This window comes from Streptomyces sp. NPDC015220 (genome assembly GCF_043079345.1).
In the GTDB taxonomy this organism is placed as follows: domain Bacteria; phylum Actinomycetota; class Actinomycetes; order Streptomycetales; family Streptomycetaceae; genus Streptomyces.
Genome location: NZ_JBIBUK010000004.1, coordinates 123663 through 145149 on the forward strand (window position 1 = coordinate 123663; position 21487 = coordinate 145149).

Consider the following 21487-nt stretch of genomic DNA (forward strand, 5'->3'; position numbering starts at 1 on the left):
GGGAGCCCGGCAACGCCTCGCGAAGTCCGCGACGCCTGGCCGTGCTTGGGGCCGCGCACCGGCGAGCGGCCCGAAGCGAGGAGTGCGCGAACGGTCGTCTCCAGGCCCCGCGACGGTCCACGCCGGAGTGACGGCACGGCCGGCCGGCCGCACCATCACGTCCATCTCCGCCGTCGTCGACCAGAGCGCACGGCCGAGCCGCACCACACCGACGAAGATGAATGCAGACTAGTTGCGGTCACTCATCGATATTTTGCGCACACTTATGGACTTACTGCGGCGGCGCTCGTAGTGTCTCCCCCGCCCGGCCGGGTGCTCCTCTCCTCCCCGACTCTCCCCAACCCGAAGGAAGCGTGCCCGTGTCGCACACGCCCCGCAGCCATGAGCCTCCTTCCCGTCCCCACCGCCGGACGGGAAGAGGAGGCATCGCCGTGATCACCTCCCTCGCGGTGGCCGCCGCCGCCGCGCTCACAGCGCTCACCCTGACGAGCGCGCCCACCGCCCAGGCGGTGGGCGGCGTCCCCGCCCCGTCCCCCGTCGGCATCTCCGGTCGCGGCGCGAACGTCCCGTTCAAGGAGCTGGAGGCCGAGTACGCCAACACCGACGGCACCCTGATCGGCCCCGACCGGCTCTACGGCCACCTCCCCTCGGAGGCGTCCGGACGCCAGGCGGTCACGCTCAACGCGGTGGGTCAGTACGTGGAGTTCACGCTGACCGCGCCCGCGAACGCGATGTCCCTGCGCTACAGCCTGCCCGACTCCGCCGACGGCAGGGGCCGCGACGCCTCGCTCGACGTGCGGGCCGACGGCAAGTCCGTGAAGACCCTGCCGGTGACCTCCAGGTACAGCTGGTACTACGGGGGTTACCCGTTCAACAACAACCCCGGTGACTCCAACCCGCACCACTTCTACGACGAGGCCCGGACGATGTTCGGGACCACCTACCCGGCGGGCACCAGGATCCGGGTGCAGGTGACGTCGACCGCCCAGTCGCCGAGCTTCACCATCGACCTGGCCGACTTCGAGCAGGTGGGCGCTCCGGTCGCCAAGCCGGCCGGAGCCATCGACGCCGTCGCCGACTACGGAGCCGACCCCACCGGCGCCACCGACTCCACCGCGAGGATGCAGGCGGCGGTCGACGCGGGCCACGTACAGGGCAGGGTCGTCTACGTCCCCAAGGGCGACTACACGCTCTACGGCCATGTGATCGTCGACGGCGTGACCGTCCAGGGCGCGGGCCCCTGGTACACCGTCTTCGGTGGCCGCGACCCGGTCGATCGCAGCCGTGCGGCGGGTTTCTACGGCAAGTACGTGTCGAACGGCGGCCCCAGCAGGAACGTGGGCCTCAAGGACTTCGCCGTCATCGGCGACATCCGGGAGCGCAACGACAACGACCAGGTCAACGCCCTCGGCGGCGCGATGTCCAACTCGACCGTGGACAACCTCTGGATCCAGCACGTGAAGGTCGGCGCCTGGATGGACGGTCCCATGGACCACTTCACCATCAAGAACAGCCGCATCCTGGACACCACCGCGGACGGAGTGAACTTCCACACCGGGGTCACCGACTCGACGGTCACCAACACCTTCGTGCGCGACACCGGTGACGACGGCCTGGCGAGCTGGCCGCAGGACAAGCCGAACGTGAACGACAGCTTCGACCACAACACCGTGGTGCTGCCCATCCTGGCGAACAACATCGTCACCTACGGCGGCAAGGACTTCAATCTGTCCGACAACGTCATGGCGGACACCATCACCAACGGCGGCGGCCTGCACATCGCCAACCGCTACCCGGGCGTCAGCGCTGCCGCCGGCACCGCCGTCTCCGGCACCATCACCGCGGCCCGCAACACGCTGATCAGGACGGGGAACAGCGACTACAACTGGAACTTCGGCGTCGGCGCCATCTGGTTCGACGGTCTGCAGGGCAAGGTCGACGCCGACATCCGGATCAGTGACACCGACGTCCTCGACAGCTCCTACGAGGCCATCCAGTCCATCGAGAGCGGCGTCACCGGCGTCACGATGAAGAACGTCAACATCGACGGAGCCGGCACCTACGCCATCCAGGCGCAGGCCGCGGCGACCATGACGTTCGTCAACGTCACCGCCAAACACCTCGGCCAGGCCGCCACCCCGGTCCACTCGTGCGTCGGCGGCGACCTGAGGATCACCGACGGCGGCGGCAACTCCGGCTGGAACACCGGTCAGGTCTGCACCGGCACCTGGCCGGCCCCGATCTGGACCAACGGCGGCGTGCCGACCGGCGGCGGCACCACCCCGCCCACCACTCCCCCGACCACCCCGCCCACCACCCCGTCCGGCGACAACCTCGCCAAGGGCCGGCCCGTCGTCGACACCGGCCACGCCGACGTCTACACGGCGGGCAACGCGGTGGACGGCAACGCCGGCACCTACTGGGAGAGCACCAACAACGCCTTCCCGCAGTCCCTGACCGTCGACCTCGGCTCCGCCAGGACGGTGGGCCGGCTGGTACTGAAACTCCCGCCCGCGACCGCCTGGGCGAGACGCACCCAGACGCTGTCCGTGCTCGGCTCCACCGACAACAGCGGCTGGGCGACGCTGAAGCCCGCAGCGGGCTACACCTTCGATCCGGCCACGGGCAACACCGTCACCCTCACACTGGGTCCTGCCACCACCCGCTATCTGCGGCTGACCTTCACCGGCAACACCGGCTGGCCCGCCGCCCAGCTCTCCGAACTCGAGGCCTACACCTCCTGACCCGGGCACGCCGGAAGCGGGGAGCGAGCACCCCGAGCACTGTGCCGACGTGGCGTGCGGGTCCGCCGAAGGTCAACGCCATCGAAATCCTGTGACGGAAACGGGCCGGCCTTCGGGAAAGCCCATGCCGTCGGATGGCCCGTTCCCGGATACGGCCACGGGCCGGGCGCGCGGCGTTTCCGACAACGCGCGAACCCGGCCGTCGAGCCGGCCGGGTCGTCCGAAGGCCACGCGGCCGCACGGCGACGATGTGGGACTTGATGCCGACCGCACCGCAGGTGTGAACGGTGTGAAACCCTCCGGCGCGACGAGGCGAACCACCGTGGCGCGAAGACGAGCCGACCCATGGAACGGTCTGCCCACTCGATTCGACCCCGGAGCCGAACAGCAGCGGGAACACCCCCTCCGACTGGGCCGGAGGGGGTGTGACAGGACGAGCAGGGCGGTACGCGGGGTCACGCGTACTGGATGCCCCACAGGTTGCTGTTCTTCTTGACCGGGGCGACGTTGTTGGACTTCTTCCAGAGCTTCACCTTCTTGCAGGTGCCGCCGGCCTTCGGCTCGAAGCGGTACTTGGTGACGCTGAAGCCCCTGGCCTCGTGGTACATCATCAGGCGGCCCCGGCTCTTGCCCTTCTTCTTCTTGACCGTGGCCGAGTACGTCCAGGTGTCGGACTTCGACCAGGTCTTGCCCAAGGAGACGCTGAACGACGTCGACGCCTTGGCGAAGATGACGCCCGCCTCGGCGCCGACCGTGGCGGTGCCGGTGGCCGTCCAGGAGCCGGTCTTGTTCTTCGCGTAACTGATGGTCACGCCCGGCTTCGCCCAGTCGCTGTGCACGTTGGTCGCACGCCAGACGGTCTTCTTGTCGCCGATCGAGTAGATCGGCGACGTGTCGCACATGGCACCGGCCGCGGCGGGAGTGGTCGAGACCGCCACGGCTCCGGCGCTCAGCAGAGCGGTGGAGAGCGCAGCGCTCATGACACGCTTCACGTAGATCCCCCGTACCTAAAGGGTTGTCAGGAACACCTTCATTATGTTGGCCGGATTGTGTGGGTGTTAAGAGATTTGAGTGACTGTTGAGCTTCGGTGGCCTGGCGTGAACAAGATCGTTACATGGCGTGCGCCCTCGTGCTTCTCGCGGTGTAGCGCTCGCAGTTGATGCCGGCCACGCCTCTCTTGGGCGTGGCCGACATCGGTGGGGGAGTCACGTCCGGCACGGTGGATCCGGCCGACGACATCCGGCTGCGGCGCGGCGCACCGCCGGGCCGTCATCGTCCCGGCGTACGGCTCAGCTCTCGTCGTCCTCCGACAGCGTTCCCTCTCCGAGCGTGCCGCCGCCCATGAGGCCGCCGAAGAAGCCCTCCATGAGCTGGTCCACCCGGACCTCGGTGGCTCCGGACGGAGCCGTGGTCCTGGCGCCCTTCACGGTGCGCAGCACCAGCGCGAGCTTCTTGCCCTTCGCCTCCTCCGCCAGCGGCGCGAGGTCCACGGACACGTCGCTCAGGGCGCCGTTCTTCAGCGCGAAGTCGGCCGTGACCTTCTTGTTCGGCGCGTCCTTGAGGTCGTCGGCCGTGGGCAGTCCGCCGCCGCCCGGCGCCAGTTGCCCGGCCAGCGGGCGGATCTCGTCCAGCAGTTCGGTCAGCAGCGTGCGGAAGGGAGCCGTGGCCTTGACGTGCTCGGTGCCGTCCGTGCCGCCGGCGGTCTTGAACTCGACCTCCTTGACGATGACCTGGCGCAGGTCGTTCATGAGCTTCTTCTGCGCCTGGGCGTCGAGCGTGGGGCTCGCGGAGGGCTTCCCGCCCCCGGCGGCCTCCTGCTGGGCCATCTCCTCGCCGGTCTTGCGCAGGTCCTTGGCGGAGACCTTGATCCACTCACCGGCGAGCACCTTCTTGAACGCTCCGGCCTCGGGGGGCAGTTCGTCGGTGCCGGGCATCGGGCTGCCGGAGATCTTCGCGAACGCGTTCACGTCGGCGCGGACGTAGGCGTCGTCCCCGATCAGCCGGTACTCGAACAGGTCCTCCTTCGGGCCGCTGAACTTCAGGGCCATGGCGCTGAAGTCCTTGTCGTCGGAGTCCTTGAGCGGCTTCTTCGACTCCACCGAGACCGAGATCCGGGCGCCGCTGAACAGCTCGGCGATCCCGTCGGGCATCTTGTCCTCGGGCTTCGCGTCGGCGTCCAGCGCCTTCAGGGTCGCCGCGTCGGTGTCCAGGCCCAGTTCCAAGGTGAGCGAGTGCTGCTCGCCGAGCTTGTCGAAGGCCCGGTCGAGCTTCTGGCCCGCGGTCAGGTTCTCCACGGTGCCGCAGGCGGCGGTCCCGGCGAGGACCGCGGTGGCGACGGCGGTGGCGGCCAGGGTGTTGCGTATGGCGGAAATGACGGTCTCCTCTGAGGCGCGACCAAGGTGTCGGTCACCGAGAAGACCGACCAACCCCGCGATTGGTTGTACGGCCGGGCCGCCGGGCGGCGTTCTCGACCTGGTCCCGGCATCCCGCGGCGGCTCCTCAGCCCGTGCGCGGCCACCACGGCGCGGGCCTCACGACGTCCGAGCCGGCGGCGCCAAGGGGCACCGGCCTCGGTAGGCGGCGGCAGAACCGGTTGTCGACGCCGGCCACCTGCGGCCCCGTCATCACGGGCTTGAGTCCCGGCGGACGGAGACCGGGCTCTACCTCGGCCTCGCGCTGGCCCTGACCGGGTTCTGCGCCTGGTGGATCCGCCGCCGGCCGGCCTGACGGACGCCCATCCCACCGCGGGAGTGACCGCGAGGGACGGCCGGGAGCCGGCTGCCCCTCGCGGTGTCGACCGGGTCCTCCCACCGTGCGACGGCGATCCCGTCGGCATCGGCCGTCCCATCGGACCCGCCGCCGCCCCGGTCCGCCGGTCCCGGACTCGTGCGCCGGGTCGCGCGGTGCCGCCGCGCCCCGCTTCGAACCGGCACTCCTGTCATACCGCCATGGCCTCCTGGAGCCAGCGGGAGACCCGGTACGGCAGCCACCAGGCCAGGTCGCCGAGGCACAGGACGAGGTGTTCGGAGGTGAACTCCTCCAGTACGTCGGCGGGTACGTCGCCGCTGTGCGCGCCCGCGTCGAGGAGGGCGATGGCGTCCTGGTAGCGGGGTTCGTCCGCGGTGAACCGGCGCAGGTCCCCCCAGCGCCGGTCCCGGATCTGGACGAAACCGGGGCCCCGGCGCCAGACGAGCTTGCACACGTAGTGCCGGGTGCGCCAGGCGTGCAGGGCCTGCGGGGCGTCCGCGAGGCCGGTCAGGGTGCGCGGCGGGTGCAGGTGTGACAGCACCTTCCACTCCCGCGCGGAGCGCTGCGCCGACTGCGCCGACACCTCCAGGTCCCAGTCGACGGAGACGGCGCGTGCGGTGAGGTCGCGCACCAGCCGCAGCCGGTCGATCGCCGCGCGCTGCGCCGTCGGGTGGTCGGCGGAGAGGTCGACGGGAGCGTCCAGTTCGACGTGGCGGACGCCCAGGGCCCAGAGCCGGTCGACGTCCTGGGTCCCCGCCGTGCCCGGGAGCGGCCCCAGGGACATGCCCGGCAGCCGGCGGGCCTGCGGGTCGTGGTCGCGCCAGGCGCGTATGGCCGGTTCCGGTGCGATGGCTGTCATGTGTGGTCCTTCTCGGTTCCGGTCGGACGAGGGTCAGGACAGGGCCGGCGCCGGCGCGGCCGGCGCCTCGGGCGCGGGAGCGGTGGGCACACCCGACCCCGGGCGGGTGTGGACGTGGCGCATGTAGTCCAGGCGCAGCAGGTCCTGGTTGACGGCCGCGGGGGCGATGTGGACGTACTGGCCCGCGTCGGTGAACACCACGCCGAGGTCGACCCACCGCCGCAACAGGTCCTCGACGTCCTTTGGGGTGCGTGCGGCGCCGTCCGCGAGGTCCGCGCGTGAGGTGAGTTTGCGGTGCAGGGCCGCGGGACCGTGCGGCTGGTCGAGGAGGCGGAAGAGCGCCGTCTCGAACGGGTCGGTGAGCTCCAGGGTCCGCCACTGGAACGACCGGCGCCTGCTGACGAGCACGATCCGCTCGCCCAGGTCGGTGTGGGTGAGGCGGGCGTCGGCGTGGTGCTTCTTCCAGGCGGCGATGCCGTCGTTGAGGAGGCCGACCGTCGGTTCGGTGACGCCGCGCTCGGGCGCGGAGAACACGTAGGCGAGGTCGTGCAGTTCCGGCTCGGGCAGGTCGTAGGTGAACAGGTAGTGCTCCTCGGGCCGCAGCCCGGTGAAACCCAGTTCGGGCCGTTTGAAGTAGGGGCTGAAGCGCTCGATGGCGATGCGGGCGGACAGGTCGACCGGTGGGTCGAGGTGTTCCAGGGCGGGGAGCTGGCGGATGACGGGGTCGTAGTCCTCGGCCGTCTCGCCGGGGAAGCCGTGCAGGTAGTTCCACGACACCGACAGACCGGTCTCGGCCGCGTCGCGGAGCATGCGCACGTTCTGGCAGCCGCTCACACCTTTGTCCATGAGGTCGAGGACCCGGCTGTTGAGGCTTTCGATGCCGGGCTGCACGTAGACGAGGCCGGCGTCCGCCAGGACCTGGAGCTGGGGGCGGCGCATGTTGGCCTTGATCTCGATGTGCATGCGCAGGTCGTGCCCGCTGTCGATGATGCGGGGCAGGACGGTGGAGAGGTAGCGCATGTCCAGGATGTTGTCCACGACGTACATGTCGAGCACCTGGTGGCGTTCGGCCAGGTCCATGATCTCCTGGTAGAACGTGTCCGGGCTCTTGCTGCGGAACTCCATGAAGGAGCCGTTCAGCCCGCAGAAGGTGCAGTGGTGCTTCTCCCCCCACCAGCAGCCGCGCGCGCCCTCGACGACGAGTTTGGGCTCCACCCAGTTGCGGGCGACCGAGGCGGCCAGCCGCTCGAAGTAGCCGCTGTAGTCGGGGGGCAGGATCGCCGCCGGCGGCAGTGGGCCGGTCGGCATCGGGTTGGCGGTGTGCGCGCCGTCGGGTGTGCGGTGGCACAGTCCGGGGATCGACGCCGCCGCCGTCCCGTCGCCGCTTCCCAGGGCGGTCAGCAGCCGGGGGAAGGCGTCCTCGCCCTCACCGCGGACCACGTAGTCGACGAAGGGGAAGTTGCGGTGGACGGCGGCGCCCTGTTCGGCGTCGCAGTTGGCGCCGCCCATCACGGTCACGATGTGCGGGGCGAGCCGCTTGATCTGCCGGGCGGCGGCCAGCGCGGCGGTGTTCTGCTGGAAGGTGGAGGTGAAGCCGACGACGTCGGGTCCGCTCTCCGCCACCCGGCGGGCGACGTCGGCGACGAACTCGGGGACGATCCGGTGCAGTTCCCGGGTCATCCGCATCCGTTCGCGGCGCAGCTTGTCCGACATCACGGCGACGAACTCGGGCTCCTTCCAGTCCGGGTCGTCGTAGAGGGCGGAGGAGAAGACCCAGTCGCCGCAGCCTAGGAAGTAGGAGGACAGGGCGTAGTACTCGTAGTCCTCGGCGGAGAACTCGGTGCGGCCGGTGATCCAGTCGGTGAACTCCAGGTTGGCGTGCAGCACTTCGCACGTCGCGCTCTGGACGCGTTCGTCGACGCTGCGTTTCAGGATGCCGAGGGCCAGCGAGGGGAGGTCGATCGGCGACCAGGGCATGTTCACGAGAAGAACGCGCACGGTGGGCTCCTTGCGCACGGGCGGGCGGCGGGCGCCGGGGACACGGGTCCCCGGCGGAAGGGGGAGGAGCCCGGCCGGCCCGCACGGGCGGGCCGGCCGGGCCGGGGAATCACTCCTCGTCGCCGCCCTCGTCCGCGTTGCGGAACGGAACGGTGATGGTGATGCCGATGCCGGGCTTGCGGTTCTCCTCGTCGCCCGCGAGCGGGTCGTTGTGGATGATGTCCTTCTGCATGGCGATCCTCCTTGTCGGGTTCTTCGTGCTCTTCGAGTGGGTGGTGCTGTGCGACCCGGTCCCGCTGTCTGCCTCAGCGGGGCCGGGGTCCTCCCGGACGGGCCGGGGGACGCGGGGGGCCGGCCGGGGCCGGCACGGGCAGACGGGCGTGCAGGAAGGTCAGGGAGCGGCGCAGGACGGCGACGTGCGTGGCGCCGTCGTAGCCGTCGTGTCCGGTGTCGAGCCACATCTCCTCATGTGGGACGCCCGCGGCGGTCAGGGCGCCGAGGTAGCTGCGGATCTGCTCGGGCGGGCACTTGAGGTCGTGGTGGGCGCCGACCACGAGCAGCGGTGCCGTCACGTGCGCCGCGTAGGTCAACGGCGAGCTGAGGGCGTACCGTTCGGGGGCCTGTTCGGGGGTGCCGCCGAACCAGCGGACGTCCAGGGCCCGCAGTGCGGGGGTGGTCGTGTGGTGGGCGGCGACCCAGTCGGCGAGGGGTTTGACGGCGATGCCGGCCTGCCACAGTCCGGGGCGGGTGCCGAGTGCCAGCAGCACCAGGTACGCGCCCCAGGACACGCCCCACAGGGCGGTCGCCCGGTCGTCGACGAGGCGGCGGCGGACGAGGTCGGCGCGGACGGCGGCGAGGTCCTCCACCTGGGTGTGGCCGACACCTGCGGTGAAGGCACGCTGCCAGTGGGGGCCGTAGCCGGTGGAGCCGCGGTAGTTGACCCTCGCCACGGCGTAGCCGGAGGCCACCAGGGAGTGCACCGTGGCGTCGTAGGCGTCCCGGTCCTGGTCGGCGGGGCCGCCGTGCACCAGGAAGACGGCGGGCGGGGGTGCGGCGTCGCCGGAGGCCGGGTCGGGGGCCGACGGTCCGTGCCGTGGCCGTCCGCCGGGGTCCGGCGGGCCGTACGCGGCCGCGGCGTGCTCCGGCAGGGCCCGTGGGGACCCGCCGGGGCCGTACGGGGAGCCGTCCGGACCGTACGGCGACCCCTCCGGGTCGTACAGGGGACCGTCCGGGCCGTACGGGGGCCCGCCGGGGCCCGGGTCCGGGAGGCTGAGCAGTGTGTGGACGGGGCCGTCGGGCGTCGGTGTCCACAGTTCGGTGTGCCGGCCCGGCACCCGGGGCAGCAGACCGGGCGTCGGCAGGGCGACGCCGTCGGTCGCGTGCGGGACGGGCGGGTGGGCGGTGCCGGTCCACAGGTAGTGCAGCTTCCCGCCGGGGCGGGGCGCGGCGTCCAGCAGGCTGCCGGGGGGCGTGGGGATGACACGCCGGGTGCCGGTGTGCAGGGACACCCGGTGCAGCAGCGAGCGGCCGTGGCGGTCCTGACGCACCAGCACCTCGCGGGCGTCGGGGTACCAGCGCGCGGTGACCTCGGTGTCGAAGGCGCACCAGTGGTGGGTGACCAGCCCGCCGTCCGGGGTCCAGGTCGCCAGTCGGTAGCGGTCCTCGGTCTGCTGGACCAGCAGCAGTTCGGGCCCGTCGTGCCGGGGGGAGAAGCCGCGGCACCACAGCCTGCCGCCCGCGCCGCCGGGGCCGGGCAGGGCGGCGACCGCCCGGCCCGCGGCGGTGACGACGGTGACCGCCGCCTCGGCGTCGGGCGCCGCCGCCAGCGCCACGAGATCGCCCCGCGGGGCGAGGCCGCCCAGGCGGCACTCCCCCGGCACGGCGAGGATCTCCCGGGGGGCGTGGCCGCGCCTGCCCACCAGGACGCTCGTCGCGCCCTCCCGGGTCGTGACCGCCGCGGCGACCGTGCCGTCCTCCGTCACCGCCAGCCCACGCGGCAGTCCGGCCGGGGCTCCCGGCAGGCCGGGCCGCCGGGAGCCGCCGTCGAACGGCTCGTACCACCACTGCCCCCGGCCTTCCGGGTCCTCCTCGAACCACCACACGTGTGCGTCGGCGTCGATCGCGCAGTGCACCGTGCCCGTGGGCCGGTCGGTGACCTGCCGGGTGGTGCGTGTGACCGCGTCCCAGGTGAACACCTCGCACCGGCCGCCGGCGTCCGCCGTGAGCACCATGCGCCGCGCGTCGCGCGGGCACACCTCGGGCAGGGCGCCGAGGAAGACCTTGAAGGTCTCACTCATCGCTCTCTCCCGTCCCGGACGCGGCCGTGGCCGCCGTTCCGGTGCGGAACACCGTGCGGGCCCTGGCCCTGGTGTACAGGGCGAGCACGCCGGTGAGCGCGGTGCACAGCAGCACGGGCGCCCGGGTGTCCCAGACGGTGACCAGCGCCGCCGCCGCGGCCGGCGCGCCGGCGGCGGCCAGCGCGGACACCGAGCCGAGCACGCCCGCCACCCGCGACTGGACACCCGCCGGAGTGCGGGCGACAGCGAGGCTGGACAGGACGACGGTGATCAGCGGCAGCAGCAGGGACAGCCCGGCGAACGCCGTGCCCCAGCCCCAGGCCCCGTCGGCCCACAGCAGCGAGGCGCAGGGCACGGGCAGCAGCCAGGCCGCCGAAGTCAGCACCCGGGCCGCGCCGAGCCGTCGTATCACGGGCGCCGCGAGCAGCGAACCCAGCAGGCCCGCCGCGCCGGAGGCGGTGAGCACCAGCCCGGTCGCGGCACTGTGCCCGTCGCGGCCCAGCCGGAACAGCGCGGTGTAGAACAGCAGCGCCAGCGTGCCGCCGGCGGTCGACGTCCACACCAGGACCATACGCAGGACCGGGGAGCCGGCGACCGTGGTCAGACCGTCCCTCGCGTCGCCGGCCCACCCGCGCCAGGACCTGGCCCCCGCGCCGGGCCGCCGGCGTCGGCCCGGCGCGCCCGCCGCCAGGGCCGCGCCGGCGGGGGACGGCGGGGGAGCGAGCGGCGGCGGGTCGAGCGGGGTGCGGATGGCCCGTACGCCCAGGGCCGCCGCCGCGTAGGACAGGGCGTCGGCCAGGAAGGGCACGGGCCGGGCGAGTTGGAACAGGGCCCCGCCCAGCGCCGGTCCCACCACGAGCGCCGCCTGGTCGCCCGCCTGGAGTCCGGCGGCCGCCCGGGGCAGTTCGTCGACGGGGGCCAGCCGGACGAGCGCCCCGCGCGCGGCGGCCTCGTAGGACACGGCGCACAGCCGCTCCAGCAGGGCGAGCGAGACCAGGAGCCACAGTGCGGGGCGGCCCGGGCTGACCAGCGCCAGCGTTCCCATGGACAGGGCCGCCAGCACGGCCGACGTGATCATGATCCGGCGCCGTTTCCCGCGGTCGGCCGGTACGGCGACGAGCGGCCCGAGCACGACACCGGTGAGCGCGGCGGCGCCGGCGAACGCGCCCGCGACGCCGGGGCTGTGACCGAGTCGCAGCAGCAGGAGCGGGAAGACGACCCCGGACGCCTGGCTGCCGAGTCCGTCGACCGCGTTGATCCACCACAGGATCCGCAGATCGCCCTTCGCCGGTGCGGGCCGTCCGTTCGGTGTACCGGTGAGCGGGGCGGTGCCGAAAGCCGTGCCCGGACCGGCGCTCGGGGCGGTGCCGGGGCCGGCGGGCGGGCCGGAGTGCGGGAGTTCGGCCTCGGCGGGCCCGTGGTCCTCCTCGTCGGACCCAGGAGGGGGCTCGTCGGCGTGTTGCCGCATCGCAGACGCGTCGACCTTCCCCACCCCCCTGGACGACGGGGACTCCCGGTGGAGTCACCCACACGTACGTACGCCGTTCGCCGTTCGGACCGCCGCGCGACCGGAACGGGATGTGCCGAAAACGTGTGTGAAGCGTGAAAGTGAGCCGGAGCCTAGCCACCACGGGTCTTCCGGGACAAGGGTCGGTCGGCGTGGGCCTTCCGGCGCAACGGCCGGACATGGCCGACAGTCGTCTGGCCCGGGACGGCGGGCCGTGCACCGGCGCCGGGTGCGCCGGCCGGCGCCGCCCCGCTCCCGCACACGGCGTCGCTCTTCACGCCCGCACATCGGGGGCACGGCACGCCTGACGCATCGTCATGTCCGGTTCGCGGTGTCCAGAGCACGACACCTCGCCCCGCGCACCGCCCTCGGCGCGGCCGGGCGGGCCGGCGCCGTCCGGGGCAATCGTTGCACGACGGAACGCGGAGCACCGCGACCGCGTCGCCCGCCCCCCGCAGCGATCTCCGTACCCCGCGGCGCACCGCCCCCCGCCACCCTCCGGACCGGTGACGGGAGCGCCGCGCATTGGCCGACAACACACACCTGCCGTCGGTCGAACGGGAGTCGTCCGCTCAGCTCGGCCCGTCCCCGCGGCACGCGGACGGGCCCGGAGGAAGCGGCCGTCGGCGATGTCGGGGCGGAAGACCGCCAGGCCCTCCGGAGCCGTGACGGCCGTGGAGGGCCGTAGCGGCTGGAGGGCCTGGAGAGTCAGGAGGGCCGTGGAGGACCGACCGGAGGGCCGCTCAGTCCGTGGCGCCCCGGACGGGCACGTTCAGATCCCTGCTCGTGGACCAGGCGCGGCCGGCCTCGGGACGACCAGGACCCGACGCCCGCGGGTGTGACCGGCTCGGCTGTCGACGTGCGCCGCCGCGGCCTCGGCGAGCGGGTACGACTTCTCGACCGGGATGTGCAGCCTTCCCCGCGAGATGAGGCCGACGGCCTCGGCGAGCGCTTCCGGCACGCTCCCGGCCACGCCGGAGAAGCGGACACCGAACTCCGGGGCACCGAGATCGGCGATGGAGATCACCCTGTGCGGATCCCCGGTCAGCTCGACGAGTTCGCGGATCACACCGGAGCCGGCCAGATCGAGAGCCGCGTCGACCCGGCCGAGCCGCCGCACCCGCTCGACCCACCCCTCGCCGTACGTCGTGGCGAGGGCGCCCAGGCCGCGCAGATAGTCCTGGTTCGCGGCCCCGGCGGTGCCGATCACCTTGATGCCGCGGTCGCGGGCGATCTGCAGCACCGCCGATCCGACTCCCCCGGACGCACCACTGACCAGCAGCGTCTGCCCGGGCCGCACACCGACCTCGCGGATGATGCGCAGCGCGGTCTCCACCACGGAGGGGTATCCGGCCGCCTCTTCGAAGGTCAGGCCGTCGGGCATACGGGCCCAGGCCGACAGCACGGCGAACTCGGCATAGGTGCTCGACCCCTCGCCGAACACGTGGTCGCCGACCTCGACCCCTTCGACGCCCGCGCCGACCTCGTCCACCACCCCGGCGGCGTCCAGCCCGACTCCGGAGGGCAACTCGATCGGATGGGCCCCGAGGATCTGGCCTTCACGGATCCTCCAGTCGACGGGGTTCACGCCCGCCGCCCGCACGGCGACGCGTATCCGGCCGGGGCCCGCGTGGGGCTCCTCGGCGTCGATGAGTCGTAGGACGTCCGGACCGCCGAACTCGGCGAAGCTGATTTTCTTCATGCCAGGACCGTAACACTAACGGTTAGCTTTTCAATACGAGTAGGTTTTCGGAACGATTATGATCACGAATCTGGTAGCGTGACGGCATGACCGTGCCGCCCGGGCGTCGTGAGCGCAAGAAGGCCGCGACCCGCCAGAAGATCGCTGAGACCGCCCTGCGGCTCTTCCTGGACCGCGGTTACGACGCCGTGGGCATCCGTGACGTGGCCGCCGAGGCCGACGTGGCCGTCACCACGGTCTTCTCCCACTTCGCCTCCAAAGAGGCCCTGGTGTTCGAGCAGGACGAGGGCTTCGAGCAGCGCCTCGTCCAGGCGGTCACCGGACGGGCGCCGCACGAGCCGCTGATCCCCGCGCTGCGCCGCGAGATCCAGGCCCTGGTGCGACATTGCACCGCGGACGGCGCCGCCCCGATCTGGGGCCTGATCGACGCGTCGCCCGCCCTGCGGCAGTACGAGGAGTCGATGAGGCTGCGTCATGCGGAGTCGCTGGCAACGGCCATCGCCGCCGATCCCGGCCTGCCGCGGACCACGACGGCCGCCCGGGCGATCGCCAGGTTCGCGATCGACGCCTATTCGCTGGCCCGGGAGGCGGCCGATCCACAGGCCGCGGTGGACGAGGTCTTCCGGATGATCGAGGCGGCCTGGGAGGTCGCCTGCCCCTCCGAGAACCCCGCCGGCACCGCCGGACGATAGTCAGGACCCGACCCCGCCCGGTGCCCCCGGCCCGCACGGACCGTCGCCGGCCCCGACGCCCTCGCCCCGTGACGGGGTCGGCGGCCGGGCGTTGGCCGAGGGTGCGGGCGCTCCTCATCAGTGCCCCTCGGCCGTCACCGCCTGTCCCTCCCCGTCGTCGCACGCTGCCCGCGCGCTGCTGTCCGGTCCCACCAGGCCGGGACGAGGGCCGTCAGCATCACGAGCGCGGTCAGGACGAATGCCCAGGGGTAGCCCATCGAGCCGGCCACCGTGCCGAAGGCGACCGCGCCGATGCCCATACCCGCGTCGTAGGCGGCATTCCACAGGGCGCTCACCGTCCCGTAACCGGAAGCCGCGACCCGGGAGTACATCAGTGTGATGGTCGCGCTCTGGGTGATGCCGAAGCCGGTCCCGAACACGGCCGCGCCCACGACGACCGCGACGGGAGAGTCCGTCAGCGCGACGGCGAGGATGCCGGCGACCGAGGCGACCAGACCCGGCACGACCAGCCCGGCGGCTCCGCGTCGGTCGGCGCGCCGGCCGGCGAACCAGCGGGACGCGGTCGCGGCGGCCGGTTGCACGAAGAGAGCCGCGGCGACCACGCCGGAACGGCCCGGCCCCACGGCCAGCGGCAGAAAGGTGACCACGATCCCCGCGCCCACCGCCGTCACCGCGAACACGGCCGTGGGGCGGCCGAGCGTGCCGGAACGGGCCCCGGTGAGGATCCCCAGGGGCGGTCCCTGCTCCGCTTCCCTGCCGGGCAGGCCCGGGACCGCGGCGATGGAGACCAGGGCGATCAGTGCCGCCGCCGAGCAGACGGGACCGTACCCCGTGTGCGATGCCAACCAGGCCCCGAGCGGCAGGCCCACCAGCGAGGGCACGCCGGCCACGACGCCGATCAGGGCCAGCCCCTCGCCGCGGCGTTCGGGCGGGATCAGCGACGCCGTCAGCGCCCCGCCCGCCACCAGGGTGAACGCGAAGCCGAGCCCCCGGACGAGGCACACGGCCACGATGCAGCCCATGCTCCGCGACACCGCCAGGGCCAGCGCCGGGGCGCCCAGCAACAACAACCCCGCTCCCAGCATCGTGCGATGGCCACAGCGTGCGGCCAGCCAGGGCCCCACCAGCTCGCCGGCCACGGTGGCCAGCATCAGCACACCGGTGACCAGACCCGCCTTGTCACTGCCCCGGCCCGGCCCGCTCTGCGCGTACGCCGGGACGACCGACAGCAGCAGGTGGAAGCTCGCCGAGGAGCCGACGACCGTCACGAAGCGCAGCAGCAGCGGGCGGGTCACCAGGCGCGGCCGCGCCTCGGCGGCGCGGTGTTCGGGACCGACGGATGGGACCATGGGTGAAACCTATGGGTGCAGCCTCCGCCCGAAGGCCCCGATTCCGGTTCCATGCCCGTCGCGTGGGCCGGTTCGGCGCCGGAATCACGGTACCGGGTGAACGCCGGGCGCCGTGGTGGGACGACGGCGAGCGGCATGTGCGCGGCTGCCTGCCGCCGTGGATGACACGCGCCGTGCGGGTGGTCGGGTCCGGCCGGGCGGCCCAGGCGTGGACGCCGGAGTCCGGTGTTCAGCCGAGCAGCGAGTCGGTGATGTCCTGCGCCGTGGTCGCGTCCAGGGGCGCGTGGCCCAGCAGGAAGCGGTACCAGAAGAAGCCGTAGAACTGGTCGATCATGAGGTCGATGTCCCGGTCGGCCGGGAGTTCGCCGCGGTCCCGGCCGCGTTCGAGGATCAGGCGTACGGCGGCCCGGCGGGTCTCCGTGAAGGTCGCCATCAGCTCGGCCAGATGCGGGTCGCGGGCCGCCTCCCGGACGAGGGTGCGCAGCGCCGGGGCGGTCGGCGGCCCCTGGGCCGCCTGGAAGGTGGCCGTGGCCAGCGCCCGCAGGTCTCCCGGCAGGCTGCCGGTGTCCGGCGAGGGCACGTCCTGCGCGGCACGCTCGGTGAGCGCCTCCAGCAGGACGGCGCCCTTGGACGGCCACCACCGGTACAGCGTCTGTTTGCCGACTCCGGCCGCGCGCGCGATGGTCTCCACGCTCACCGGGGCGCCGTCGGAGTCGGCGAGCAGGTGCAGGGCGGCGTCCAGGATCGCCCGGCGGGCGGCCTCGTTGCGGCGCCGGCCGGTGTGCGGGCGGGCTTCCTTGCTGTTCACGGCCACATCCTCCACGAGTTCCCGGTTTCCGCTCCGCTCGGCCCCCCTTCCCCCTTGACGAGACCGCCGGTCTCGGCAATTATTTGACGAGACCAGTGTTCTCGGCAAGAGGCCGGAACCTGGGCGGACATCTGGGGAGAAGCCACTCATGAGCACTCCGAACGTCCCTCTGAACGCCCTGGCCGGGCAGCGCGTCGTCGTCATGGGCGGCAGCTCCGGGATCGGCGAGGCGACCGCCGCGTTCCTGGCGGCGGACGGCGCGGAGGTGGTCATCACCGGGCGCAGCCAGGACCGTCTCGACGCGGCCGCGTCCCGTCTCGACGGCAAGGTCACCACCCAGCGCCTGGACGCGTCCGACCGACCGGCCCTGGACGCCTTCTTCGCCGGGTCCGGCCCGATCGACCACCTGGTGCTCGCGCTCAGCGGCGCCAAGGGCGGCGGCCCCTTCGCCCAACTGGACCTCACGGCACTGGCGGAGGGCTTCGACGGCAAGTTCTGGCCGCACACGAACGCCCTCCAGGCGGCCCTGCCGGCCCTGCGCCGTGACGGCTCGGTCACCCTGGTCACCGCTGCTTCCGCCCGCGCCGCCCTGCCCGGCACGAGCGGCCTCGCCGCGATCAACGGCGCCCTGGAGGCGATGGTCCCGCCGCTCGCCGTGGAGCTGGCGCCCCTGCGGGTCAACGCGGTGTCGCCCGGTGTCGTGGACACCCCCTGGTGGGACGCCGTACCGGCGGAGCAGCGCCAGTCCGTCTTCGAAGGCATCGCGGCCGCCACGCCCGTGGGCCGGGTGGGCCGGCCCGAGGACATCGCCCGCGCGATCCACCTGCTCACGGCCAACGGCTTCGTGACCGGAGTGGTCCTGGAGGCGACGGGCGGAGCGACTCTGGCGACGGGGCGCTGAGACACCGGCCGGGCGACCAGCCGTCCTTCCGGCGCCCCAGGACGAGGCCCGCTCGGAGCGAGCGGCGCCGCGAGGGCTGCGGGACCGACGCCGACCGGGGCCCGCGGCCCGGGCGGACCGCCTCGACGTCGAGTGGGCCCGGGACGTGGTCGGGCTCCGGCGTGGACCGCCTCGGCCGACGGCGGCCTCGCCCCGCGTCGGCCTCGCCACCGCTGCCCGGAGACCTCGGGTCCGCCCTTCCCGGAATCGACGGGTCGGGTCGGGACGGGCAAGTGCGCCGCCGGTTCGCAGATGGGGTCAGCGCTTGTTCCGCCGGCGCATCCCCACCGCAGCGAGCCCGAAGGCCAGCACGACTATCAGTACCTCCACCCACAAGGGCACGAAATCGGGTGCCCGTCCCCCCACTGCCATCATGACCCAGTCTCCGCCGGCCATCGAAATCCTCTCCCCTCGGTACGAGCAACACCGTGCGATCTGGACCGGATACCCCGAAGGGCGCCGCACAGGGCTGACCGGGGAGACGAACCCGGCCATGGGACCACGTCGGCCGGAGTGGCTCCGCCGGTCGGCCCGGGGAGCGGACGGCCGTGCGTTCAACTCCCTTGCTCCGGCCCCACACCGACCGGAAGACTGTCGCGGTGCCGCGTCCGTGCCGTCGCCGGGCCGCGGCGGATTCGACGTCCTGGGAGTGCCTTCCTGTGCCAGAGCTCGTGCCACCACTGCCTGCCGGCTACCGGGCCCGCCCCGCGACAGCCGACGACACCAGCACCATCCATCACCTCGTCTCGGCTTGCGAGCGTGAGCTCCACGGCCGGGTGCGGAGCGACCCCGGCGGCATCGCCGCCGTCCTCGCCCGACCGGGGCTGGTGCCGGAGCTGGACACCCTGCTGGTCCACGATCCGACGGGGCGTCTGGCCGCTCGCGCTTGGGTGAACCGGCGTTCCGAGGTCGACGTCCACCCCCGGCACCGCGGCCGGGGCCTCGGCGCCGCGCTCCTGGACTGGGCCGAAGTACGTGCCCGCCGGGCAGGGAGCGAACAGATCGTCCAGACCGTGCCCGACGACGACACCGGTGCCGTCGCGCTGCTGCGCTGCCGCGGGTACGCGCCGATGGTGACCGAATGGCTGCTGGAGTTCCCCATGCCCGAGGAGCCGGCGGTACCGGAACCTCCCGCGGGCGTCACGGTCCGGGCCTTCCGCCCGGGCGACGAGCACGACGCCCACCGACTCATCGAGGACGCGTTCGACGAGTGGCAGCAGCGGCGCGAGTCCTACCAGGAGTGGGCCCGGCACACCGTCGAACGTCCCACATTCGCCCCCGAGATGTCCTCCCTGGCGTTCCACGGCGATCAACTGATCGGCGCCGTGGTCGCGCTGAACCTCCCCGAGGCCGGTGAGGGCTACGTCGAGCAGGTCGCGGTCCGCCGCGACCACCGGCATCGGGGCATCGCCCGCCTGCTGCTGCGTCACTCCTTCCGCGCCTTCCACCGGCAAGGCCGGCGGACGTGCGTCCTCGGCACGCACTCCGACACCGGGGCACTGGACCTCTACCTACGCGTGGGCATGGGGGTCCGGCACAGCTCCACGGTCTACCGGAAGAGCCTGCGGACGGCATGAGCCGGCTCGTCCGGACGGCCGACGCCTGCCCCGAGGTGCCGTCGGCCGACGGACAGTGGGCGCGTCCTCGCGGTCGGATCTCTCACAACACGCCCTTCCCGGTACGGCGTCGGTCGGCGGCCAGGTACACGACGCCGGCCAGGCAGAGGAGCGCCAGGGCCGGGAGCACGACCAGGGTCGGGTTCACCCAGGCCGGTACCAGGTCGTACCCCGCGTGACACTTGTCGTGCAGCGGGAACCACCGCGTGTACTCCTCCGGGTTCGCCCCGCGGTAGGACCGGTCGTAGGTCTCGCCCGCTCGGTGGCATGCCTCCTCCGGGTCCAGCGACGCCCCGGCGAGGGAGCCGATGAGGTAGGTGACGCCGGCTCCCAGCAGGAGGAGCACCGCGCTCCAGGTGAACCAGGCGGGGCTGCGCAGCCACGTCCCCGAGAGCAGCGGACGGCTCCAGAACCACACTGCGGCCAGGAGGGGGAGGAGGATCGGTATGAGGACGACGGCCATGGGCCAACCCTCGCAGGTGTGGAGCGCCGGACCGCCCACGCCCACCCGCTCGGCCATCGCGTCGAGGGAGAGCGGCGACGCCCCGCCGAGGCGATCCGCTCCCCCGCGCCTTCCTCGATCCCCTCGTCCCGGACGCGGAATGGACGGCCGCCGTCACAGGGTTCTCAGCCGCTTGCGGAGGTGGCGGCGCTCGGCCTCGGTGGGCGCGAGGTCGAGGGCCGCCCGATAGCTGTCACGGGCTTCGGCCGCACGGCCGGCGCGGCGCAGCAGTTCGGCATGTGCCGCATGCAGCAGGTGGTACCCCTTCAGATGCCCGGTCTCGGTGATCGCGTCGATCAGTGGCAGCGCCGCCTGGGGGCCTTGCGCCATGCCGATCGCGACGGCGTGGTTCAGGTCGACGACGGCGCTCGGTGCCACCAGGGCGAGTTGCGCGTACAGACCGGCGATCTGCGGCCAGTCGGTCTGCGCCGCCGCCGGGGCGGTGGCGTGACATGCGGCGATGGCTGCCTGGATCTGGAACGGTCCGGCCCTGCGCCGTCGCAGCGTTCCCTCCAGGATCGTGAGGCCCTCCGCGATCCGAGCCCGGTCCCACAGCGAGCGGTCCTGCTCCTCGAGGGTGACCAGATCGCCGCACGCGTCGATGCGCGCGGGTCGCCTGGCGTCGTGCAGCAACATCAGCGCGAGCATGCCGTGCGCTTCGGGTTCGTCGGGCATCAACGCGGCGAGCACACGGGCGAGACGGATGGCCTCCTGGGCCAGCCGGGCCTTGTGCGGGTCTCCGTATCCGTCGTTGAACAGCAGATAGAGCACGTGGAGGACGGCGGGGAGGCGTTCCGGCAGCAGGTGCGCCGGTGGCACGCGGAACGGGATGCCCGCGTGGGCGACCCTCTGTCTGGCCCGGAAGAGGCGTTGGCCCATGGTGCGTTCCGTCACCAGGAACGCACGCGCGATCTCGGCCGTGCTCATGCCGGTCAGGCTCCGCAGGGTCAGCGCCACCTGAGCGTGGAGATTCAGCGCCGGATGGCAGCATGTGAACATCAGCTCAAGGCGCTCGTCCGGGATGTCGCTGTCGCTCGCGTACGACGGTGCCTGTTCCGGTTCCATCGCCGCCACCTCTCGCAGCTTCGCCGCCTCGGTCGTCGCACGGCGCATCCGGTCGACGGCGCGGTTGCGTGCGGCGGTGGTCAGCCAGGCCAGTGGTTGGTTCGGTACGCCTGATTCCGGCCACTTCCGTAGTGCCTGCGTGAACGCGTCCTGCGCGCACTCCTCGGCCAGGTCCCAGTCGCCGCCGGTGAACCGGATCATGGTCGCCACGATCCGGCTCCACCCGTCGGCGTAGATCCCGGCGATGCGGTCCTTCACCTGGGATTCCACCGACCCTCTCCGTCAGGTGCTCTCACGCGTCCTGGTCGGGCCAGAACGGCCGCAGCTCGATCACCCCTCGCCACGCCATCGGGTGCTTGGACGCGACCTCGATGGCTTCATCGAGGTCGGCGCAGTCGAGGACGTCGAAGCCGGCCATCAGGTCCTTGGTCTCCGCGTAGGGGCCGTCGGTGAGCAGCACCTCACGGTCACGGACGCGAACCGTCGTGGCGTCGCTCGCCGGCCGGGTGCGGTTGCCCATCAGCCGGATCCCCCTGCCGTCCATCTCCTCGACCCAGTCCTCGACATCCGGGGCGCCGTCGTCCTGCCCGGGAGTGTGGTCCGGGTCCGTGCACACCAACATCAGGTACTTCATCGCCTTGCTCCGTTCGCGGGTACCG

General features: G+C 72.7%; 17 protein-coding genes. 4 read left to right on the plus strand and 13 right to left on the minus strand.

Annotated features, from left to right (window positions below; all coding sequences use genetic code 11):
* The first annotated feature begins 431 nt into the window (after positions 1-431).
* Positions 432-2744 carry a discoidin domain-containing protein gene (locus ACF061_RS12110; protein WP_392266743.1) on the plus strand — a complete coding sequence of 771 codons (2313 nt, stop codon included), beginning with the start codon at positions 432-434 and terminating at the stop codon, positions 2742-2744.
* 455 nt (positions 2745-3199) lie between these two features.
* Here ACF061_RS12110 and ACF061_RS12115 read toward each other — a convergent pair whose 3' ends face one another.
* The 8 genes from ACF061_RS12115 to ACF061_RS12150 form a co-directional block, all read right to left on the minus strand.
* Positions 3200-3724 carry a hypothetical protein gene (locus ACF061_RS12115; protein WP_392266744.1) on the minus strand — a complete coding sequence of 175 codons (525 nt, stop codon included), beginning with the start codon at positions 3722-3724 and terminating at the stop codon, positions 3200-3202.
* A gap of 310 nt (positions 3725-4034) precedes the next feature.
* Positions 4035-5171, minus strand: a complete 1137-nt coding sequence (locus tag ACF061_RS12120) for a hypothetical protein (RefSeq protein WP_392266745.1) — start codon at positions 5169-5171, stop codon at positions 4035-4037.
* Positions 5172-5683: 512 nt separating this feature from the next.
* Positions 5684-6352 carry a DUF5825 family protein gene (locus ACF061_RS12125; protein WP_392266746.1) on the minus strand — a complete coding sequence of 223 codons (669 nt, stop codon included), beginning with the start codon at positions 6350-6352 and terminating at the stop codon, positions 5684-5686.
* Between the two features lie 33 nt (positions 6353-6385).
* A complete protein-coding gene (locus ACF061_RS12130) occupies positions 6386-8350 on the minus strand; it encodes a RiPP maturation radical SAM C-methyltransferase (RefSeq protein ID WP_392266747.1) in 1965 nt (654 codons plus the stop codon).
* 109 nt (positions 8351-8459) lie between these two features.
* On the minus strand, positions 8460-8582 hold the full coding sequence (locus ACF061_RS12135) for a hypothetical protein (RefSeq protein WP_256257095.1): 123 nt from the start codon (positions 8580-8582) through the stop codon (positions 8460-8462).
* 73 nt (positions 8583-8655) lie between these two features.
* Positions 8656-10647, minus strand: coding sequence for an alpha/beta fold hydrolase (locus tag ACF061_RS12140; RefSeq protein WP_392266748.1), 1992 nt, complete (start codon positions 10645-10647; stop codon positions 8656-8658).
* Complete coding sequence (locus ACF061_RS12145; protein ID WP_392266749.1) at positions 10640-12115, minus strand: MFS transporter; 1476 nt, start codon at positions 12113-12115, stop codon at positions 10640-10642. Before ACF061_RS12145 ends, ACF061_RS12140 begins: the two co-directional genes overlap by 8 nt.
* Before the next feature lie 811 nt (positions 12116-12926).
* Positions 12927-13856, minus strand: coding sequence for an NADP-dependent oxidoreductase (locus tag ACF061_RS12150; protein WP_392266750.1), 930 nt, complete (start codon positions 13854-13856; stop codon positions 12927-12929).
* An 86-nt stretch (positions 13857-13942) separates the two neighbouring features.
* Between ACF061_RS12150 and ACF061_RS12155 the strand changes: the two genes are divergently transcribed.
* On the plus strand, positions 13943-14548 hold the full coding sequence (locus tag ACF061_RS12155; protein ID WP_392266751.1) for a TetR/AcrR family transcriptional regulator: 606 nt from the start codon (positions 13943-13945) through the stop codon (positions 14546-14548).
* A gap of 134 nt (positions 14549-14682) precedes the next feature.
* On the opposite strand, the gene ACF061_RS12160 is transcribed toward ACF061_RS12155, so the two are convergent.
* Together ACF061_RS12160 and ACF061_RS12165 are read right to left on the minus strand one after the other, a co-directional pair.
* Entirely contained in the window at positions 14683-15897 is a 1215-nt protein-coding gene (locus tag ACF061_RS12160; protein WP_392266752.1) for an MFS transporter, read from the minus strand.
* Positions 15898-16126: 229 nt separating this feature from the next.
* A complete protein-coding gene (locus ACF061_RS12165; RefSeq protein ID WP_392266753.1) occupies positions 16127-16705 on the minus strand; it encodes a TetR/AcrR family transcriptional regulator in 579 nt (192 codons plus the stop codon).
* A 148-nt stretch (positions 16706-16853) separates the two neighbouring features.
* On the opposite strand from ACF061_RS12165, the gene ACF061_RS12170 reads away from it, so the two are divergent.
* Both ACF061_RS12170 and ACF061_RS12175 read left to right on the plus strand, forming a co-directional pair.
* Positions 16854-17606 carry an SDR family oxidoreductase gene (locus tag ACF061_RS12170; RefSeq protein ID WP_392266754.1) on the plus strand — a complete coding sequence of 251 codons (753 nt, stop codon included), beginning with the start codon at positions 16854-16856 and terminating at the stop codon, positions 17604-17606.
* Between the two features lie 698 nt (positions 17607-18304).
* Positions 18305-19222 carry a GNAT family N-acetyltransferase gene (locus tag ACF061_RS12175; protein WP_392266755.1) on the plus strand — a complete coding sequence of 306 codons (918 nt, stop codon included), beginning with the start codon at positions 18305-18307 and terminating at the stop codon, positions 19220-19222.
* 82 nt (positions 19223-19304) lie between these two features.
* Here ACF061_RS12175 and ACF061_RS12180 read toward each other — a convergent pair whose 3' ends face one another.
* The 3 genes from ACF061_RS12180 to ACF061_RS12190 all read right to left on the minus strand — a co-directional run bounded on the left by ACF061_RS12180 (position 19305) and on the right by ACF061_RS12190 (position 21462).
* Positions 19305-19781, minus strand: a complete 477-nt coding sequence (locus ACF061_RS12180; RefSeq protein WP_392266756.1) for a hypothetical protein — start codon at positions 19779-19781, stop codon at positions 19305-19307.
* A 96-nt stretch (positions 19782-19877) separates the two neighbouring features.
* On the minus strand, positions 19878-21098 hold the full coding sequence (locus ACF061_RS12185; RefSeq protein WP_392266757.1) for an RNA polymerase sigma factor: 1221 nt from the start codon (positions 21096-21098) through the stop codon (positions 19878-19880).
* A gap of 22 nt (positions 21099-21120) precedes the next feature.
* Entirely contained in the window at positions 21121-21462 is a 342-nt protein-coding gene (locus tag ACF061_RS12190; protein ID WP_392266758.1) for a YciI family protein, read from the minus strand.
* Between the last annotated feature and the right edge of the window lie 25 nt (positions 21463-21487).